Raw genomic sequence first — 18,969 nt, 5'->3', positions numbered from 1 at the left:
TTGTTTCTGTCACCCTCCCTGGTGAGCAACCCCCCGGCCCCACTTGAGGATATTGCCCCTGATGCCTTGGTTACCCGAGCACCGCAGATGATTACGGGGTTCCCCATTGATCCAGACATGACAGCCGCCGAGGATATCTCTGAAGTGCCTGAAACTCTGGAGCCGCTAGCGATTTCAGCCCCCTTTACTGACGACACCCATCCGCTGACAGCTGTCGCAGTGTTGCCAACCCTTGCGGATGAATCCTCCGTCTCGGAAGATGCCACCAATCGTCGCCGTCGTCGTCGCTCCTCTGCAACCCTCATCGAGTCTCCTCTGGACACCAACGAGGAGGGTTAGGTCGTGACGTGTGGCTATCCCTGGGAGCAGATTGCAGGCGTAGATGAAGTCGGGCGCGGTGCGTTATTTGGGCCAGTTGTGGCAGCAGCAGTCATTTTGCCGGAAACTGCCATGACAGCCTTGACCGTTGCAGGAGTCACCGATAGCAAAAAGCTCTCAGCGGCGCGACGCCAACAGTTAGCCGGACAAATTCGGGATCTGGCCTTGGATTGCCAGATTGGAAGTGCTTCTGTGGGAGAAATTGACCGCTTGAACATTCTCCAAGCCTCACTGCTGGCGATGAAGCGGGCCATCAGGAAATTGCAGGTCACCCCTCACCTTTGCTTGATTGATGGTAATCAATTGATTCCCGATCTGGGGCTGCCCCAGCAAACGCTGGTAAAAGGCGATCAGCAATCCCTGGTAATTGGCGCTGCCAGCATTATTGCCAAGGTGTGGCGCGATCGCCTGCTAGAGCAGTTAGCCCTAAAGTATCCCCACTATGATTTAGCAGCGAATCGGGGCTACGGCAGTTCCCGTCATCATCTGGCACTGCAAGAATGGGGTATCTCACCGCTGCATCGGCGATCGTTTCGTCCTTGTCAGGTGCAGCAACCCCAGGGGGATGAGTAAAATGGTTCTCAAGGAACCTCTGAAATTTATCTCTTTCTCAATTTTTCCTCACCATCTCCAATCATTCCCCTGAGAGGATTGAGTACTCGTCGAATGGAGCCTAGTTATTTCCCATGCCGACTCGCCAACTTTTATCGTTGATCACATTTCTGATGCTGAGTTGCAGCAGCGTTAGTTTAATCGGTTGCACCCAACTAGCCCGCTTTGGCATTGGCACCACGCCTATTAGCCAGATTGTGAGTAACCCCTCCCAGTACCAGAACGCTACTATTCGCGGCAAGGTGATCAACCAGATTGGTGTGCTAGGTCGAGGTGCCTACGAGATCCAGGACAACTCAGCATCCGTTTGGGTGGTTACCCAATCAGGAATGCCACCTATTAACAGTACCGTCACCGTTCGCGGACGGGCGTCTGAGGGCATTTCCATCGGGGGTCTCAGTATAGCGGTCACCCTCACAGAGCAAGAGCGGCTTTAACTCAGGTTCCAACAGGATTGCTAATGGGGTGAACGACCGCTGATCATCGCTAGGCGATAGATGAGCGCCTTCCAGCTTCAACGGCAACTGCCCTAGATACGGAAGATTTCCTTCCAACCTTTGGTCTTACATTGCCTCCACTGGCGGTAGCGCTGGTTCCCGACGCTAATAGACGTAAGCCTTGATCTCGAATGTTAATAGCAGTAGTGATATCTCTGTCGTGCTTGGTGTTGCAGTTGGAGCAAGTCCAACTACGCACATCTAGCGGTAGACTACCCACTGGATTGAGGCATACATAGCAATTTGGCAGAAGGGCGGTAAGGGCGATCGCCCCGCTGGTCGAGACTATTCTGGTTGCCCCAGCTTGAGCTGAAAATATTGCCCCATCAAAGAAGCCACCGAAATTAACCCCGCGATGCCAAAGGTTAACCCCGTGGAGGCAACCAAGCAACCCCCAATTGGTAAGACCGCGCCACTCAAGGTCACAACCACAACCTGCCAACGGCTCTGGTGCTGGGTGCCCAAGCCCCAACCAAAGAGCAGCAATACCCACAACAAACAACCCCAAGCGAGTTTGGCATCCATCCAGCGACTGGCGTAGGTTAAGCTGAGCAAACAGGCAAAGAAGATTGCCCCAGCGATCGCCCCCTCTTGCCAGCGTAGCGGCACGGTGAGATATAACAACAATATCCACCAAAGAAAGATCCCTGGCGCTAGGAGTAACAGTCGGGGTAAGATGCCGGTTGTCCCTATGGGGTGGATAGTGGTGAATACGCCGAAGGGATTTTGCACCGATACATTCTCTGCAAACACCCAGGTGAAGCGGGTGCCTTGCCCCTCTGCCTTGGTTTCAGTGGGCACAATGCCACTGGCGTAGTTGGCGTTGGGGAAGTTTGCCAGGACGCTGAGTCGAAACCCTGAGAGGATTTGCCCATTGGCACTATAGACCCAGCGCGGTGCTCCTTGAGCTTTGTAAGTGACACGAAACTCCGTTGATTCCCCAGGCGAGAGTCGGAGGGGGAAGCGATAGGTGCCTTGATTCTGGGGTTCCAAATGCTGCCCCTGCCGTTCCACTCGATAGTCTTGCAACAGGGTATACCCCACAGGGGGGGGTCACCTCAAAGGTGAAGTTCTGGGGGATCGCTAGGGTATTGGCGACTTGGTAACGACCGCTAAACTCCGAGGCATAGATGAGTCGTAGGGTTGCGGGATCAGTGACTTGCGTCAATTTCACCTCAGCTTGGGAGGTACGGGGGGAGAGGAGGCGATCGACCTGCCGCAATCGTTCAACTTCAGTGGGCTTGCCATCAATATAGGTAATGGTCGTGTAGGGTTCCTCCAGGGTGTAGTGCACTTGGGGGGCGAGTTGTTCCACGCGCTCTCCGGCAACACTGTTGGCAACTTGGGCAATTTTGTCCTGTTCCCAGTGGTGATAACGGTTGGCCAGGGTGGAACAGAGAAAAAATCCACCGATTAAAATCACCAGAATCATTAACCCCTGCCCTGCCCCCCGCAACAGCTGACCATAGCGCGCCAGTTCCGCATCCAGCCAATCCCAACGCTCCGCCTCGTCGCGCCGCAGCCGTCCGCCGCGATAGGAAAAATTCACAGCCGCCAAGACAACCCCCAATCCTGCTAGCAGTAGGATCAGCCATTGGCTGAGGTGCAACAATTGTTGCCCAAATTGCAGCAGATCTTGGGGGTGAGTGAGGTCGGGAATTGCCGGAATACCCTCGGTCAGTAGCAACATGAGAATCTCGCTGAAGTGGGTTGGCTGACGTAAACTTCACCCACATGCAGGGTGACTCCGAAGTTCCCTGCTATTGAGTACACTCCTTCACAATTCCCACGAATCGCTCTGGGGGCTTGCCTCCCTCCGATAGTTCTTTGTCAATTTTTGCAAATTCTTTCAGGGTGTACTCAGCTTGAATCTTGTCAATGGCACAGGTGCAGGCTTCCGTCTTACCGTTACTAGACTTGACACAGGCATCCATAAAGTTGGTGACCACCTGCTGGGGATAGACATGAGTGTCGGAATTGAGGCTAGAACAACCCACCGTCCCCATGACCAGGGTCGTCAGGAGTACGGTTTTGAAACGAATCAAGGTTGGCATAAATAAAACCTAGGAAGGAAACATCCAGTACCTTACCGAAGATTCTGAATCCTGTCTCCAAAGTGTTGGCAATTCTTTATCCTCCACTCACGGGGGGAATCAACACAACTTCATCCCCTGATTGCAGCAGCGTCTCGGGGGCTACAAATTGAAGATTGACACCAAAGCGAGTGAAATCACGCCATGGCATCAGTTCTGGATGCTCCAACAGCAGGCGATCGCGCACGGTGGCCACGGGGGTCTGGGGTGGCAATTGCAGTCGATACTCCCCGACACCACAGACTTCCTGGTAGATGGCAAACAGCTTTACCGTCACCGTGATCATGGGCTCAGACATGGGCTTTTACGGCTTGGTGCAGGTGTGAATAATCTCTTTAAAGCGTTCCGGTGTCGGTTCACCAGCGGCGATCGCCCGGTCTAACTGAATAAATTCTCGCAGGGTGTAGGTCGCTTGTACCTGTTCCAGAGAGCATTGACAAAAGGCTTGTTTTGTCTCAGTTTTATCCTCTCCAATGCAGGCGCGCATAAAGTTATCAACAACTTTGGGGGGATATTGGTTCAGAATTGAGCGCTTTGGTTCCCGAAAATTTCCCTCCGAAATCTCGGGGCTATCTGCTGGGGTTGGCACCTCCGTTGGGGATGATTCGGGGGGTTCAGACGTATTTGCTGGGGGGGATATCGGCGTTGGCGTTGTTTCTTCGGAGGTGGAACTGGGGAGATGGGCGGCTTGGTCACTGGGTTCATCCGAGTTCCACCAATGCCCAACCAATCCAAGGGTGATCAGGACAGCCCCGAACAAACTGATGCCAGCCACACCAATCCCAATCAGAAATGCGGTTTTACTTTTGGGCCGGGAGCTAGGGAGCACTACAGGGGTGACCACGGTGGCAGGCACCGCAGTCGGAGCAGTAACGACCGGTGGGGACGGCAGGCTCGGCGGGCTAGAGGTTACCCCCCTGGTAACCCAGAGAGGGGAGGTGTGGAGGGGGCAACGACGGTAGACTCAGAAGTCGGGGAAGCCTGCACGGCCTCGGGAGTGGAGAGAGCCTGTAAAGCAGCGAGCATCTCAGCGGCGGTGGCATAGCGATCGCGGGGGTGAGACTGAATTGCCCGATCGAGGATGTCAGCCAACTCTGGATTCAGGTGGTCCCCATAGCGCCGCCAGAGTAATTCCCCGGTGCGTGGATCGGTTTCCAGTGCTTGGGGGACTTTGCCCGTTAAAAGATAGATCGCTGTCAAGCCCAAACTGTAGAGATCGCTAGCAAAAAGGGGCCGACCCGCTGTTTGTTCCGAGGGCATATAGCCCGGTGTGCCAACCACGATGGAACTCGTGGTGTTGCCTTGGGAGTTGAGCACGGTGCCCATGGTTTCTTTGACCGCTCCAAAGTCAATTAAAACAGGCTTCCCATCCCGCTGCCGCACCATAATGTTGTCGGGTTTGATGTCTCGGTGGACTATCCCCTTGCTGTGGACGTACTCCAGAACCGGCAGTAAATGGATGAGGATGGTTCGTACTTCGGTCTCACTCAGGAGCCCCTGGGACTGCAAGCGCTGATTCAGGGTTTGGCCTTGAATCCATTCCTGCACCATGTAAAATTGCCCTATCTCGGTGAAATAGGCATACAACCGGGGAATTTGGGGATGGCCGTCTCCCAGTTCTTCTAAGATGGCAGCTTCTCTTTGGAAGCGCTCCTTTACGAGTTGATAAATTTGGTCATTGGTGGTGACGGGCTTTAGTTGTTTGATCACACAACGCCGCTGGGACGGCATTTGGGTATCTTCCGCCAAATAGGTCTCACCAAACCCACCCCTCCCCAGAATCTGGAGGACGCGATAGCGATTATTTAACAGCTCCTGCATCATCTTTTTGGACTCTTGACGGCACGGCGAGCAAACCAGCGAAAGTCTTCATCTTCAGCACTTAACCTGACCCATGCTAACCCCAACCTCTGGAAAATTTCTACCAGGCGAGCACAGGCCGGACGCTCCGTGGCGTAATGACCAGCATCGATTAAAATTAAATGGCGATCGCGGCTTTCCTGGAATTGATGGAACTTACAGTCAGCGGTGAGGTAGGCTTGAGCACCTGCTTGCACCGCTGCGGCGATATAACTCGCTCCCGAGCCACCCAGCACCGCCAGCCTTTGTATGAGCTGTTTGCCATCCGAGAAGGGTGACACGAGCAAATGCGGCACTGAGAGGCGAGTCTGAATCTTCTCCAGTAGGACTTCTAAGGGAAGGGGTTGAGGCAAGTTCCCTACCCGACCATACCCCAGGCTGGGCTGGGTCATCACCAGGGGACTTACCTGTTGTAGATCCAGGCATTGCGCCAGCACATCTGCCGTCCCGTCGTTTACCTGATCAAAGTTGGTGTGGGCACTGTAAATACCAATCTGATGGGCATAGGCAAGCTGCACTTGATCGGCGATCTACCCCCCCGTACACAGGGACTTCAACGGGGAAAAAATTAAGGGATGATGGGCAAAAATCAGATTCACCGACACCCCCGACTGCCGCAGGGCGATCGCTTCTTGGAGGACTGCTAAGGTCGGCGTGAGACAGACGAGCACCTGGGCTGACTGATCTGAAATTCCGGGTTCCACCTGCCAACCACAATTGTCCCAGCTTGCTTGCCAACGGGGATCTGCCCAGGCTTCAAACCAGGTGATGAACTCTGCAATCTTCATCGTCCCTCCTTGCCATCCCTGGCTCCTAAGGTTCCTGCCTGTAACAGTTGAGCAGCCAGTTCTAAGGCAGCATCAGGTGTCGTAATCGTGCCCTCTGCTTGCGCCAATTGTAAGGCAGACAGTAACTTGCCAATCAGAGGACCCGGCGGTAGGTCTAACCCCGTCATCAGTTGCTGTCCAGTGACCAGAGAGACGGGGTGGGCAACGGGATCACTGAGGGTTAAGAACCGCTGTCCCAGAGGCGCGATCGCTGCCAAGGGCATTCCCAACGCAACGGCCAACACCGCCAAGGTGGGAAACACCGGCCCGATCTCTTGAAAGAAGTAATACTGATCTCGCAAGGTCAATACTGCCCCAGGGGACAACAATCGGGGCAGGTACTTCAGAACCACCATCACGGCTCGCAATTCAGCCCGACTGTACTTGAGTCGCTGTAACTCTGCCTCTGCTTGATCGGGGGTAGGGGGGAGCAAACAAACGAGTTTAGCGGTCGTCAGCCAGTTGCGATCGCGGTTGCAGGCTGGGGTAGCCTGATGCAATCCCTCGGGTTTGGTGGCAAAGGCACTATCTCGGACTTTACTGTGGAGGACTTGGGAAAAGCCCGGACAGATTGCCTCCAGGGAAACAGCAGCCCAATCTAGAGCCGCAATATTGGCTAAACTTTGCAGCGTCGCTTGGGCAAACCAACCGGCAAACAGTCCATCCTGCCAAGCCGTGGTCAACCAAGCTGTGCCGGCTGCTGAACTCAGCAAGTAACGCAATTCACTCTGAACCCGTTCAGCCGCAACGTCTGCTAGACACGCGGCCAGCTGCCGAATTCCCACCTGGGTCCCCGGCTCCAGGGAAAACCCCAATTGCGCAGCCTGACGATAGGCCCTCAGGAGTCGTAATGGGTCTTCCCGTAAATTGTCAAGGCAAACCATGCGAATCAAGCGCTTTTCCAGATCCCGATACCCTCGCAGCGGGTCGTGTAATTCCTGGGTATGGGGACTATAGGCGATCGCATTGACAGTGAAATCTCGCCGCTGTAGATCCATCTCCAGACTAGAGCCAACCTGCAGGGCAAAATCCGCGGTGGCGTGGTCAAACACCACCCGAGCAATTTGTCGCTCTGCATCCAGGAGCACAAATCCCGCATCATAGTGGTGGGCGATCGCCGCCGCCGTTTCAACCGCCTTCTCCGCCAATACAAAATCTAAATCAAGGCGATCCACCGGACGCTCTAAGAGGGCATCTCGCACGGCTCCTCCCACTAGATAGGTAGAAGTCGGGAGCCATTGAGGGCTAAATGGCCACAGGTGCGGCGACAGGGTTGGAGAGGCAGTAGGGAGCGAGAGGCCAGGCATGGGAACAATCAATCAGTCAAGGCATGGATGAATGGCAGGGTCTGAGTTAGAGTAGCAGAAAAGCCCATCGGAACTGTTGACGCTGTTAGGCATGTCAGGGAGTGAGGTTAATGTGTATCTGCATCAACTGCCAGTACGTCGATCGCTGCACAACCTACCATGCAGTGGAAGCTCAGCATCAGCAACCCCATCTCACCGAAATCCCTGATTTTGAAGCAATTGAACCCACCATCAATGTCAATATTCAGACTCAGTCCGATGAAATCCAGATGGAATGGGATGTCGTAGGTTGTCTGAGTTTTACACCCGATCTAGGACGCTGGTCGCGACTTCGTCCCGGAGAACTCGTTCCCACCTGAGGTTCGGGCGTTCTTAGCGCCTACGACGGGTCCAAATCCCCGTAAACATCATCAGCATACCGCCCATTAAGATGGCAGCTCCTAGTCCCCCTGCGATCAGGTTTTGCCAGTCAATTGTTTCCATGTAGGATTGGCCGTCTCAAGGGTAAAATTTTAGCTTCGCACAGCCTTTATCCTAGCGAATTGCCACTCCGTAGGACTCATAAAGGGCAGCATCGCAGTCAATTCCTATAAAAAACCAGAATCACTGGCATCCGGTTGTCATCACGCCACTCCCTAAATTGTAAAGAGATTGTGAGCAATGTTAGGGGTGCGGCATTGACTAGAGGCAGATCGGTATTATCTTGTAAACACCGCAACATAGCTGACCCAAGAAGTGCCATGTCGATCAAAACTAAAATCTTGCTGGGAATGTTAGTATTTGTACCCATTGCTATGGGAGCACAATGGTTACATCTGAATCCGCTGATTGTATTTTTAGTATCAGGATTGGCAATTATTCCCCTTGCCGCCTGGATTGCCAACTCCACCGAGGAAATTGCAACGGTGATTGGGCCAGCTTTCGGGGGGTTGTTAAATGCCACCTTTGGCAATGCCACTGAAATGATCATCGCCATTGTGGCGTTGAGAAGTGGGTTGGTTGAAGTGGTTAAAGCCAGTATTACGGGATCTATCATTGCCAATTTGCTCCTGGCAATTGGGCTGTCAACTCTGCTGGGAGGTATTCGCTTCTCAGAGCAGAAGTTTCAACCAACGGTTGCCCGACTCAACAGCTCTTCTCTGATCCTAGCGGTGATTGTGATGGTTACCCCCACCATCATGCATGAAACCTCTGCAGGCTTGAAACCGGAGATTCTGAATTATTTCTCCTATGCTGCGGCGGTACTGTTGCTGCTGTTTTATTGCCTGATGCTATATTTCTCGATGAAAACCCATCGCAGTCTTTATCAATTAGAAGAACTGGAATCCGAAGCCCATGGGGCGCCTGAAGCTGCCGCCCACCCCACCATCAACCTGAAGTTGCAATTGGGAGTTCTACTGGGTGCCACCATTGTGCTGGTGTTCATTTCCGATATTTTGGTAGAAAGTCTGCAAGAAACCATCAAAACCGTAGGCTTATCTCCCCTATTTACCGGGGTGATTCTGATCCCATTGTTTGGGGGGGTTGTAGAGTATATTACCTGCATCACTTTTGCCCTCAAGAACAAGATGGAAGTAGCCATGGCGGTGGCCATTGGATCAAGCTTGCAAATTGCTCTGTTTGTGGCACCGATCCTGGTGCTGGTTGGCTGGCTGATGGGTCAACCGATGAATCTAGATTTCAATCCCTTTGAAATCGTGGCCGTGGCCATGGCGGTGATCATTTGCAACTCCATTAGTAGCGATGGGAGTTCCAACTGGTTGGAGGGGGTTTTACTACTGATTACCTATATTATTTTGGGAACTGCTTTTTACTTCCATCCCTGAAAGACCGCTGCGGGGGGTGGTATCAACTCAGTCCCCAGGCTGTCCGTAGGTTCGCTAAAATTTGGCTAAAATTGTCCGTAAGTTTCACCACAAAAGGTGATTCTGATATAGTCAAGTCATTTAATCTCACAGGTTCCCCGCCTAAGATGCTAGTCATAGAGGACATTGAAGTATCCACTACAACCGTAATCTCTGAGCCTCATCAGGTCTCTCAGCTCCAGAAAACTCATTATCAAGTTCTCCACTGGGCACCAGGACGCTTTCGCATCCGTGTTCCCCGCCTGCTGAATGATGTAGATTATGCTAGTAAGTTGCAATATCTCGTAGAGTCACTGCATCGGGTTACCGATGTCCGCATTAACGCCATGGCTAGCTCCCTGGTGGTTGAGTATGAGGACGGTGCAGTTACCATCGACACCATTCAAGAGCAGATCTTTACCGCAATTCAACGGGCTTCGACCCTGGATCTGGCTGAGATCCCGGCGATGGTTCAGGAGAAACCTACGGTTCATGAAATTGACTACTGGGAACGACTCGGCTTGCCTGGTTTGGGGTTGGTTCTCAGCCTGGGGGCGATCGCGGGTTTGCCCATTCCTAGCATCGTGATTGCAGGCGTGGTGTTCGCTGGGGCATTACCGGTGTTTAAGCGGGCCTGGGAAGCAATCCAAGAGGAAAAGCAGCTGACCATTGACTTCCTAGATGGTCTGGCAATTTCACTCCACACCTTGCAAGGACACTATTTTGCCCCCTCTTTCATGTTGGGCTTAGTGGAAGGGGGAGAGTTAATTCGGGATCTAACCGCCCGAGGAACGGAACGAGCTTCCTTGGACTTGCTGGACTGCCTTGGTAAGTACGCCCTGGTCGAGCGAGATGGCCAGGAAATTCAAATCCCAGTCAAGGATGTGATAGAGGGAGATCACGTCATTGTCTACCCCGGAGATCAGATCCCCGTCGATGGCTATGTCCTCAGGGGAACTGGCCTGATTGATCAGTGCAAGCTGACGGGAGAATCGGTACCTGTGGAGCGTTCCGAGGGGGATGAAGTCTTTGCCTCGACCCTGGTAGTGGATGGCAATCTTTGCATCTTGGTGGAACGCACTGGCAACAACACTCGGGCGGGTGTGATTGTTTCCCTGATGCAGTCAGCTCCTGTCCACGATACTCGTGTCGAGAATTATGCCGCAACGGTGGCGAATCAGGCGGTGATTCCGACGCTGCTCATTGGTACTGGGGTGGGGCTGTTTAGTGGTGACCTCAATCGAGCGATCGCCCTCTTGACCCTAGACTTGGGAACTGGCATTCGGGTATCGGTACCGACCACGATTTTGTCTGCCCTCACCTATGCAGCTCGTAATGGCGTTTTGATTCGCAGTGGACGGGCAATTGAAATTCTGGCGCGCATTGAAACGGTGGTCTTTGACAAGACGGGCACCCTTACCGTTGGTCATGCTGGAGTCACCGATATTAAGGTGATGGATGATCGGTTCGCTGGCTCAGAGATTTTGGCCTTGGCAGCTACTGCGGAGCAGGGGTTAACCCACCCAGTTGCGGAAGCGATCGTGCGCCAAGCCAGGGAATCACAGCTCGAACTGAAGAGTTGCGAAGAATGGGAGTATAAAGTTGGCCTGGGAGTCGTTGCCAAAATTGATGGGATGCGGATTCAGGTTGGCAGCTCTCGGTTTATGACCCAGGAGCAGATCGATCTACAAGTCTTCGAACAACGCTATCCAGAAGCCCTGACCGGGAGTTGTTCACTGGTCTATATTGCTGGGGATGGTCGACTCCTTGGGGTGGTAATGTACAGCGATCCCCCCCGAGCTGAAAGCAAGGGTGTGGTGAAGGATCTGAAACAACAGGGGATTACCCCTTATATGCTCAGTGGGGATGTCACCCGCGTTGCCCGAGCGGTTGCCGGAGAGTTGGGTATTAGCCCCAATAATATTTATGCCGAGGCATTCCCAGAACGCAAAGTGGAAGTGGTGAAGTCCCTCCATGATTCAGGTAAGGTGGTGGCTTTCTGTGGGGATGGCATCAATGACTCGGCGGCTCTCGCCTATGCTGATGTCTCTATTTCCTTTGCGGGGGCTACAGACATTGCCCGTGAAACGGCGGATGTTGTGCTGATGGAAGATGATCTGCGAGGGTTAACCCACGCCATTCGCATTGCCAAGCAGGCGATGGAAATCATCTGGCAGAACACGGCGATCGTGGCGGTGCCAAATATTGGTGCCCTGATCTCCGGTATTGTCTTTGCCCTTGACCCTATCCTGGCAGTGGTAATCAACAATGGGACGGCGATTCTGGCAGAACTCAATGGTCTGCGACCTCTCCTTGGCCCCGGTGGTGTGACTCCCCTGAGCCACTCCTTAGATATTGCCACTTTACACGAGGAAGAAGAAAGGCTCCATAGTCATGTTGAGATGAAAACTCATGCCAAAACAGCCCCCACTGCCCCCCAACCCGCAGGGGAAATGAATGGGGGAACTGCAACCCCTGAGGTGGAAACTCCCATGAGCGCGGTGGTTGTTTCTTCCCCGCTAGTAGACGAGACCAATGGTTTTCCGCCAACTGCTGAGGTTTCCTTGGAGGTAGAACCTGTATTTCTCCATGGGTTGAACCATAGCTCTGGAGCAGAACCTTATCTCAGTCAAGCTGATCTCGCCAAACGTCTAGGATTAACCACTCAAGCCCTGACTCGGCAGCGATCGCGGCAGGATTTCCAGGAATGGAGTCGTAACCGAGATCCAGAGGGGCAGGCCTGGGAATTTGATCAAACAACTAAGGCGTTTTATGCCATTGGCAATGGAGGGGTGATCGCCCCTCCGTCTGAAGAGAAGCAGGTCTCCCTGGTTTAATCGACCCTGAGTCAAGGCAGGCTGAATCAATGCTGCAATTTCAACCGCCTGGTTTCGGGCAGCGGCAAGTTAAGACCAGTCTTGGGGTCATGGTTTACTATGCCCCCCTCAGCCTCCCTTGGCAAAGGGTACCTGAATCAGGCTCTGGTTCGGAGCTGGTGTTCTTACACAATTTTGGCGGCGGTGCCTCTGCTTACGAATGGTCGAAGGTCTACCCAGCCTTTGCCGCCACCCATCGGGTGCTGGCTCCAGATCTGATTGGTTGGGGCCAGTCCGCCCATCCCTTGCGGGACTATCAGCTTTCAGACTATCTGATCACCCTGGTGGAGTTTATTGAGCGCGCCTGTCATCCCCCTGTGACGGTGCTGGCTTCGTCGTTTACGGGGGCGCTGACCATTCGCCTGGCCATCCAGCGGCCGGAATTATTCCAGGCACTCTATCTCGTTTGCCCCGCTGGGTTTAAGGATTTTGGCCAGGAAGCCGGACGCCGGTTACCACTGGAACTGATTGGAACACCGTTAGTCGATCAGATCATTTATGCCCTGGGTGCCGCCAATGAGTTTGCTGTACGCAACTTTTTACAGCAGTTTTTGTTTGCTAAACCCGAGCGGATCTCTGATGAGATGGTGGCAGCCTTTTTAGCCTCTGCCCAACAACCTGGTGCAGAATATGCAGCCCTAGCTTTTTTGAAGGGGAATCTCTATTTTGATCTCGCGCTTTATCTGCCCCAGTTATCGATTCCGACCCGGTTCTTCTGGGGAACCCAAGCTCAGTTTACCCCCCTCGCCTTAGGACGACGATTAGCGCAGCTCAATCCTGAAGCCGTGGTAGGTTTCGAGGCGATCGCAGGTGCTGGGGTTCTCCCCCATTTAGAGGTTCCAGAAATTGTGATTGGACTCATGAACCGACATCTAGGCGATCGCGGCTGAGATCAGAAGTCAATGCTCAACATCAGCACTACTAGGCTACGTTCATTAAGGGGCGTGGAACGAGTAAATTCCCCGCTGCTTGCGGCGTTTACAAAAAGCGGAATTTTAGCGCCCCGCAAGTTTTACCCAAAGACAACGGTGCGATTGCCGTAGACCAACACACGATTTTGCAGGTGTAGACGCACCGCTCTAGCTAATACCACTCGTTCTAGATCTTTGCCTTTCCGAATTAGATCGGCAACCGTATCTCGATGGTTCACCCGCACCACATCCTGCTCAATAATCGGCCCTTCGTCTAGATCGACCGTCACATAGTGGGCAGTGGCACCAATAATCTTCACCCCCCGCTCGTAGGCTCGTTGGTAGGGGTTAGCGCCCGGAAAAGCAGGGAGAAAAGAGTGGTGAATGTTAATTACATGGGAGAATTGCTGCACAAAATGAGGACTCAAAACCTGCATATATTTTGCCAACACCACTAGATCAATTTTATAGGTTTGCAGCAGTTCTAATTCCCTTGCTTCTTGCGCCAATTTATTCTCGTGGGTCACTGGGAGATAGTAATAGTCAATCTCAAATCGATCCGCCAGTTCCTTGAGATCGGGATGGTTGCTAATAATGAGGGAAATTTCTGCCTGTAACTCCCCCGATCTCTGCCGCCAAATCAGATCAAAGAGGCAATGATCTTGACGGCTCACCCAAATTGCCAACCGTGGCACCGCATCGGAAAAGTGCAATTGCCAACTGGCTGCTAAGGGTTGGGCAATGGCATGAAAGGCTGGTCCAATCAGCTCGCGGGGTAAGTTAAAGCCATCGAGCTGCCATTCAATCCGGGTGAGAAACAGTCCGCTGGTAAAGTCAGTGTGATGGTCGGCATGGATAATATTGCCGCCATTGGCATAGATAAAATTAGCAATCTTGGCAACGAGTCCCCGCTGATCCGGGCAGGAAATTAGCAGGGTTGCGGTGGTGAGATTCATTCCTTCAGGGTCTCCTTAAATGCCATGACTTTTACCAATCACCCAGTGGCGGCGAAAAAATCGTGCCAGTGCGGATTCCTCTAAGGACAGATAAATCGGCCGACCATGGGGGCAGGTGCGGGGATGGCGGGTTTGTTGCCATTGATTCAGCAGTTGTTGCATCTCTGTCATGGTTAGGGGTGTGCCATTCCGCAGGGCACTGCGACAGGCGGTGGCAACCTGAGCAGACTGGAAATCGCCTCCCTGACTAAGTTCTAACAGCGCCTCTTTACAATCCTGCCGTTGAGCCAGTAATTCTGGTGCCAGCCGCACCGCCCACAGGTGGGTGCCAAAGGGTTCTGCCTCCATGCCCAAACGTTGCAACTGTTCCAACTGAGCCTGGGAAAGATGACTCAACATCAGGGGAGTGGGCAGGGCAACCAATTGCCAGCGATCGCAGAGTTGTTCGTAGAGCACCCGTTCGTGGGCAATGTGTTGCTCTACCAACCACAGCCCCCCCCGGATGTTCCGCCAGGATATAGGTGTTACGGACTTGCGCCACGGCTTTCAGGAGGGGCAGCGGGCTAAGCTCTGCGGGATTTCCTTGGGGAGCCGCAGCCTCCACCTGGCGGTGGACGCTGTAACCTGCTTCAGCCTCTGCTACTTTTAGCAACGTTGTGACCCGTTGGGTTTGCAGGGTGTTGAGGGGAGTCTGAAAGCTCAGGGCTTGGGCGATCGCCTGGGTAATCTGTTCCTGCCAGTAGGCCAGATGGTGCAGGTAAATCTCGATCTTGGCCGGATGACGATTCCAGTCGATTTCGTAGGCTGGCACTTGCAGATGTAAAAAGCAAACGGGAAAGCGATCTCGGGGGAGGAGGCGACGAAACGCCCCTAAAATCGTTTGTTCCAGTTCAGGACTGCGAATCATCCGCTGATTGACTGCGAGGCGGATCCAGTCGGGGCGATGGCGATGACAGCGATCGGGGAGTCCCAGTACCCCCTGAATCGCTGCCAGATCCGGGGCGTTGGGGGTGGGCACGACCAGAGACAGGGATTGCAGATCACCGGGTTGGAGGTTGCGGAGAATCTGGGGCAGAATTTGTAGGGCTGTTTCACCCGGCCAGAGTCCAAACCAGTTGCGATCGCTATGTTGCACTTGCCAGGTAACCTGGGGATGGCACAGTGCCATGTGCTGCAAGGTGGTTTGAATGGCGCGTAATTGTTGAGCCACGGTGGGGAGTGCTTGCCGCCGGGAAATCCAGTTGGCGAACAAATCCGAGACTGTCACTACCGTCCCAGGGGCGATCGCCACGGGCTTGATAGCACTGGGCTTCCCCGATTGGTCATAGCAAACCTGCCACCCTTCGGGCGACTGGGGTTCCCGACTGCAAATTTCCAGAGTGCCTAACTGCGCCAGACTATGCAACGCTTCCCCCCGAAATCCCAGGCTGGTGATGTTGAGCAGGTGATCACGGTGACAAATCTTGCTGGTACTATGGGCGATCGCCGCCTGGTGCAAATTGGCTAAAGAGAAGCCACAACCATTATCTCCGACCCGGACGCGCCAGGAGTCCGGCCAAACCGCAATGGTCAGGCGAGTAGCGCCAGCATCCAAAGCATTCTCAACCAGCTCTCGGACTGCGGCAGCCAGGGAGTCGATGACCTCGCCAGCACTGATCTGGTGGACAACCTCTTCAGGGAGGCGTTGAATCCGCACCGTCATCCAGCGTTATCCCTCCGAAGGTGGAGCAGGGACTGACTGCCCAACCAGACGCTGTTTCCCATGATGCAGGTGAAGATCCATAAATCAATAGTGCGATCGCCGCAAAGACTGATTGTAAAATAACCCTAGAATCCTAGCTAATTTGACTAGCGGAGGGGGCCAGCCTCCTAAGCCTTGAAGTTATGAGAACTATTGGTTGGCAACCCATGGTTACATCGGCGATCGGGAAGAGGCAACGCCGCATCGAACGGTGGCTCGTGTTTACCCTGTTCTTGGGGTTGGTGGGGTGTGCCTCTAGCCCGGAAGTCGTTACCGTCACAACCGGGGCTTCTCGACGCGTTGCTAATGGACGCGCCGAACTCTGGTTAGGCGAAGTATCAGAGAGTTGGCGGGACGACTTGAATGGGATTGTTGACAGTGCCCAAATTGAACTGAACTGTAACGGTCAAGCCTATCCGCAAACTGTCTTTAATGATAAGCCCAGCGAGGTCACCTGTGGGGTGCAGGTGCGTTTGGTTGAGATTCCCCAACTGAACCCGCCCAAAGCCCGACTGGAAATTCTCTGGTAAGGATAGTCTCGAAACGTGCCATGTCAACTGATAAAGTCTCTGCCGTTAAACAACTGGGGGGATTTCCTGGACAAACCCCTCATAGTAAAGAAACTGCCCCTCCTGATTCTTGACCGTGCGGACACTCTCTAGAATGGTGACAATGCTACCATCGGCACGATACACCTGAGCTTGGAGACTTTTGAGAAGACCCTGGACAGCCATTTGCTGAGTAAACCGTGTCCAATGGTTGGGATCAACGTAGGGGAGTTTGCCTTGAGGATTGGCAACGCTCCACAGTAGGTCAGGGGGGGAGGCATAGCCGTAGATTGCAGCTAAAGCTGCATTGACCCGAAAGTAGCGCCCCGTTGCTGAGCACTGGAAGATCCCCACGGCGGCATTCTCAAACATATCTCGATATCGCTCGTCCGCCTCCTGGATCGAAGCTAGGGTTTGGCGACGCTCCGACAAGACATCTTGGAGTTGGTGGTTCTGCTTCAGTAATTGGTTGCTTTTTTGCTCCAATAGTTTCCGCAGGGTAGCGATCGCCATTTGATTCTCGACTCGAGCCAGTACCTCCGCTGTCTGGAAGGGTTTGGGAATATAATCAACACCCCCAACAGCAAAGGCTTTTACCTTATCTTCAGCGGCATCTAAGGCGCTGATAAATATCACTGGAATTGCTTGGGTGGCGGGATTGCTCTTGAGGTGGGCGCAGACCTGGAACCCATCCATGTCCGGCATCATAATATCGAGCAAGATTAGATCCGGGGCTTCGGCAGCCACACCCATGAGTGCCATGGGGCCATTGATGGCTCGCCGCACGTCATAGCCTTGGGTGGTCAGCAACTGATCTAGAACTTCTAAGTTTTCCAGGGTATCGTCTACCAACAGAATATTGCCTATCAGGGCTTCGGGTTCAGAACGATTGGCCATGGGGACACCCTTGCGGTTGCTACTCTTATATAAGCTACACCGACTCCTGAATTTCAGGAACTGCGGCATCTTCTGGGTCAGAATTAGTCAATGCAGCAAAAGTTTTGACGCTGTATCCTAATAGAGAGGGCGTTACCGTGTTTCATGCCCAAATTAAGACTGAAACTATGGAATTTGATTACAACCTGTTTGTCATTGGTGCCGGTTCAGGGGGTCTCGCTGCTGCTAAACGAGCCGCGAGCTACGGGGCACGGGTTGCGATTGCTGAGTCTGATTTGGTCGGGGGCACCTGTGTGATCCGGGGGTGTGTTCCCAAGAAACTGATGGTATACGGTTCGAGTTTTTCCCATGTTTACCAGGATGCCACGGGCTACGGCTGGCGCAAAGTGAAGCCAAAGTTTGACTGGGGAACCTTGGTAACGGCGGTTGATACTGAAGTTCGCCGCCTCAGTAATTTGCACATCAGTTTCCTTGAAAAAGCAGGGGTGGCACTGATCTCGGGGCCTGGAACCCTGGTGGATGCCCACACCGTACAGGTGGCCGAAGAACGGTTCACCGCCGAAAAAATTTTGATTGCTGTCGGGGGCGAGGCAACCAAACCTGAGATCCCTGGGATTGAATACGCCCTTACCTCCCGGGAGATGTTTCATCTGCCGAAGCAGCCCCGACGCTTTGCTGTAGTTGGAGGGGGCTACATTGGGGTGGAGTTTGCTGGCATTTTGAATGGTCTGGGTTCGGAAGTCACCCAAATTGTCCGCGGTGATGGCATCCTGCGGGGGTTTGATCCTGACATCCGTAAGGAGTTGCAGACAGCCATGGGCAACCATGGAATTCAATTCCTCACCCATACAACGGTGGAGCGGATTGAGAAAACCTCTAAAGGCTTGAAGTTGTTTCTGTGTCCAGATCTGGAGAAGCCCCTGAAGGTGGATGCCGTCCTCTATGCGACCGGGCGATCGCCCAATCTCGTTGGGCTGGGACTCGATCTGGCTGGAGTTGCGGTCGTCAATGGCGCCATCGCAGTGAATGAGTACAGTCAAACCAGTCAACCCCATATTTTTGCCGTCGGAGACTGCACCGATCGCAAAAATCTTACCCCCGTGGCGATCGCAGAAGGTCGAGCCTTTGCCGATACAGAATTTGGCAATCAGCGTCGCGCCATTAACTATGACAATATTCCCACGGCAGTGTTTGGGCAACCAGAAGTAGGCACCGTGGGGATGACCGAAACCGAAGCCCAAGACCAGTTTGGTGCTGAGAATCTGACCATCTATCAAGCCCGCTTCCGCCCTATGTTTCATAGCTTGACGGGGGCGGATGAAAAGACCCTGATGAAGCTGGTGGTTGACAAGGCCAGTGATCGGGTTGTGGGGGCTCATATGGTGGGCAAGGATGCGGCTGAGATCATTCAATCTCTGGCGATCGCAGTCAAAATGGGAGCTACGAAAAAAGATCTGGATGCAACAATGGCCCTCCATCCCACAGCGGCAGAAGAGTTTGTGACCATGCGCTAGTGGATCGACAGATGTCCATTGATAGCGCTGGTCAGGCAGCTGAGGACAGGGTCAGACGGTCAAAGGCCGATTTTGGGAAGTTCCTAACCTGGATTATTCATCAACAAT

The 18,969-nt window shown here is 53.4% G+C and carries 18 protein-coding genes and 2 pseudogenes; 9 read left to right on the top strand and 11 right to left on the bottom strand.

The window, feature by feature from the left end; genetic code table 11:
- The 3 genes from DO97_RS15160 to DO97_RS15150 form a co-directional block, all read left to right on the top strand.
- A partial coding sequence (locus tag DO97_RS15160) for a hypothetical protein (RefSeq protein WP_204368660.1) occupies positions 1-339 on the top strand: 339 nt, incomplete at its 5' end.
- Between the two features lie 3 nt (positions 340-342).
- Positions 343-951, top strand: a complete 609-nt coding sequence (locus DO97_RS15155) for a ribonuclease HII (protein WP_072016464.1) — start codon at positions 343-345, stop codon at positions 949-951.
- Positions 952-1,064: 113 nt separating this feature from the next.
- Complete coding sequence (locus DO97_RS15150) at positions 1,065-1,427, top strand: hypothetical protein (RefSeq protein WP_036534980.1); 363 nt, start codon at positions 1,065-1,067, stop codon at positions 1,425-1,427.
- Positions 1,428-1,772: 345 nt separating this feature from the next.
- Here DO97_RS15150 and DO97_RS25315 read toward each other — a convergent pair whose 3' ends face one another.
- The 8 genes and pseudogenes from DO97_RS25315 to DO97_RS15115 all read right to left on the bottom strand — a co-directional run bounded on the left by DO97_RS25315 (position 1,773) and on the right by DO97_RS15115 (position 7,574).
- Positions 1,773-2,480, bottom strand: coding sequence for a hypothetical protein (locus tag DO97_RS25315; protein WP_204368659.1), 708 nt, complete (start codon positions 2,478-2,480; stop codon positions 1,773-1,775).
- Positions 2,368-3,177 carry a hypothetical protein gene (locus DO97_RS25310; protein ID WP_204368658.1) on the bottom strand — a complete coding sequence of 270 codons (810 nt, stop codon included), beginning with the start codon at positions 3,175-3,177 and terminating at the stop codon, positions 2,368-2,370. Before DO97_RS25310 ends, DO97_RS25315 begins: the two co-directional genes overlap by 113 nt.
- Before the next feature lie 70 nt (positions 3,178-3,247).
- Positions 3,248-3,541: a hypothetical protein gene (locus tag DO97_RS15140; protein WP_036534979.1), complete on the bottom strand. Its 294-nt coding sequence runs from the start codon at positions 3,539-3,541 to the stop codon at positions 3,248-3,250.
- A gap of 76 nt (positions 3,542-3,617) precedes the next feature.
- Complete coding sequence (locus DO97_RS15135; protein ID WP_036534977.1) at positions 3,618-3,878, bottom strand: MoaD/ThiS family protein; 261 nt, start codon at positions 3,876-3,878, stop codon at positions 3,618-3,620.
- Positions 3,879-3,884: 6 nt separating this feature from the next.
- Positions 3,885-4,436, bottom strand: a complete 552-nt coding sequence (locus tag DO97_RS15130; protein ID WP_036534975.1) for a hypothetical protein — start codon at positions 4,434-4,436, stop codon at positions 3,885-3,887.
- A gap of 53 nt (positions 4,437-4,489) precedes the next feature.
- The gene (locus DO97_RS15125) at positions 4,490-5,404 is read right to left on the bottom strand and encodes a serine/threonine-protein kinase (RefSeq protein WP_081980778.1); all 915 of its coding nucleotides are present in this window, start codon (positions 5,402-5,404) and stop codon (positions 4,490-4,492) included.
- Positions 5,401-6,228, bottom strand: a pseudogene (locus DO97_RS15120) (Nif3-like dinuclear metal center hexameric protein). The gene DO97_RS15125 and the pseudogene DO97_RS15120 overlap by 4 nt, the downstream one beginning before the upstream one ends.
- Positions 6,225-7,574 (bottom strand): tRNA nucleotidyltransferase/poly(A) polymerase-related protein, encoded by a 1,350-nt coding sequence (locus tag DO97_RS15115; RefSeq protein WP_052128799.1) that lies wholly within the window; start codon positions 7,572-7,574, stop codon positions 6,225-6,227. Before DO97_RS15115 ends, DO97_RS15120 begins: the two are co-directional and overlap by 4 nt.
- A gap of 110 nt (positions 7,575-7,684) precedes the next feature.
- Between DO97_RS15115 and DO97_RS15110 the strand changes: the two genes are divergently transcribed.
- The 4 genes from DO97_RS15110 (at position 7,685) to DO97_RS15095 (ending at position 13,184) form a co-directional block, all read left to right on the top strand.
- Positions 7,685-7,933 carry a Ycf34 family protein gene (locus tag DO97_RS15110; RefSeq protein WP_036534972.1) on the top strand — a complete coding sequence of 83 codons (249 nt, stop codon included), beginning with the start codon at positions 7,685-7,687 and terminating at the stop codon, positions 7,931-7,933.
- A gap of 381 nt (positions 7,934-8,314) precedes the next feature.
- Positions 8,315-9,400, top strand: a complete 1,086-nt coding sequence (cax, locus tag DO97_RS15105; RefSeq protein ID WP_036534970.1) for a calcium/proton exchanger — start codon at positions 8,315-8,317, stop codon at positions 9,398-9,400.
- Between the two features lie 146 nt (positions 9,401-9,546).
- Positions 9,547-12,255 carry a heavy metal translocating P-type ATPase gene (locus tag DO97_RS15100; protein ID WP_081980777.1) on the top strand — a complete coding sequence of 903 codons (2,709 nt, stop codon included), beginning with the start codon at positions 9,547-9,549 and terminating at the stop codon, positions 12,253-12,255.
- A 29-nt stretch (positions 12,256-12,284) separates the two neighbouring features.
- Positions 12,285-13,184 (top strand): alpha/beta fold hydrolase, encoded by a 900-nt coding sequence (locus tag DO97_RS15095; RefSeq protein ID WP_036534967.1) that lies wholly within the window; start codon positions 12,285-12,287, stop codon positions 13,182-13,184.
- Positions 13,185-13,306: 122 nt separating this feature from the next.
- On the opposite strand, the gene purU is transcribed toward DO97_RS15095, so the two are convergent.
- Positions 13,307-14,161: a formyltetrahydrofolate deformylase gene (gene purU, locus DO97_RS15090; protein ID WP_036534964.1), complete on the bottom strand. Its 855-nt coding sequence runs from the start codon at positions 14,159-14,161 to the stop codon at positions 13,307-13,309.
- A gap of 15 nt (positions 14,162-14,176) precedes the next feature.
- A pseudogene (gene mutL, locus DO97_RS15085) lies at positions 14,177-15,863 on the bottom strand (DNA mismatch repair endonuclease MutL).
- Between the two features lie 182 nt (positions 15,864-16,045).
- Between mutL and DO97_RS15080 the strand changes: the two are divergent.
- A complete protein-coding gene (locus DO97_RS15080) occupies positions 16,046-16,432 on the top strand; it encodes a hypothetical protein (protein WP_156120603.1) in 387 nt (128 codons plus the stop codon).
- A 45-nt stretch (positions 16,433-16,477) separates the two neighbouring features.
- Here DO97_RS15080 and DO97_RS15075 read toward each other — a convergent pair whose 3' ends face one another.
- Positions 16,478-17,347 (bottom strand): response regulator, encoded by an 870-nt coding sequence (locus DO97_RS15075; protein ID WP_036534959.1) that lies wholly within the window; start codon positions 17,345-17,347, stop codon positions 16,478-16,480.
- A 167-nt stretch (positions 17,348-17,514) separates the two neighbouring features.
- Between DO97_RS15075 and gor the strand changes: the two genes are divergently transcribed.
- Positions 17,515-18,861, top strand: a complete 1,347-nt coding sequence (gene gor / locus DO97_RS15070) for a glutathione-disulfide reductase (RefSeq protein WP_036534983.1) — start codon at positions 17,515-17,517, stop codon at positions 18,859-18,861.
- The last annotated feature ends 108 nt before the right edge of the window (positions 18,862-18,969 follow it).

The organism is Neosynechococcus sphagnicola sy1 (assembly GCF_000775285.1).
In the GTDB taxonomy this organism is placed as follows: Bacteria; Cyanobacteriota; Cyanobacteriia; order Neosynechococcales; family Neosynechococcaceae; genus Neosynechococcus; species Neosynechococcus sphagnicola.
This window is presented reverse-complemented; position numbering and strand designations above follow the sequence as displayed.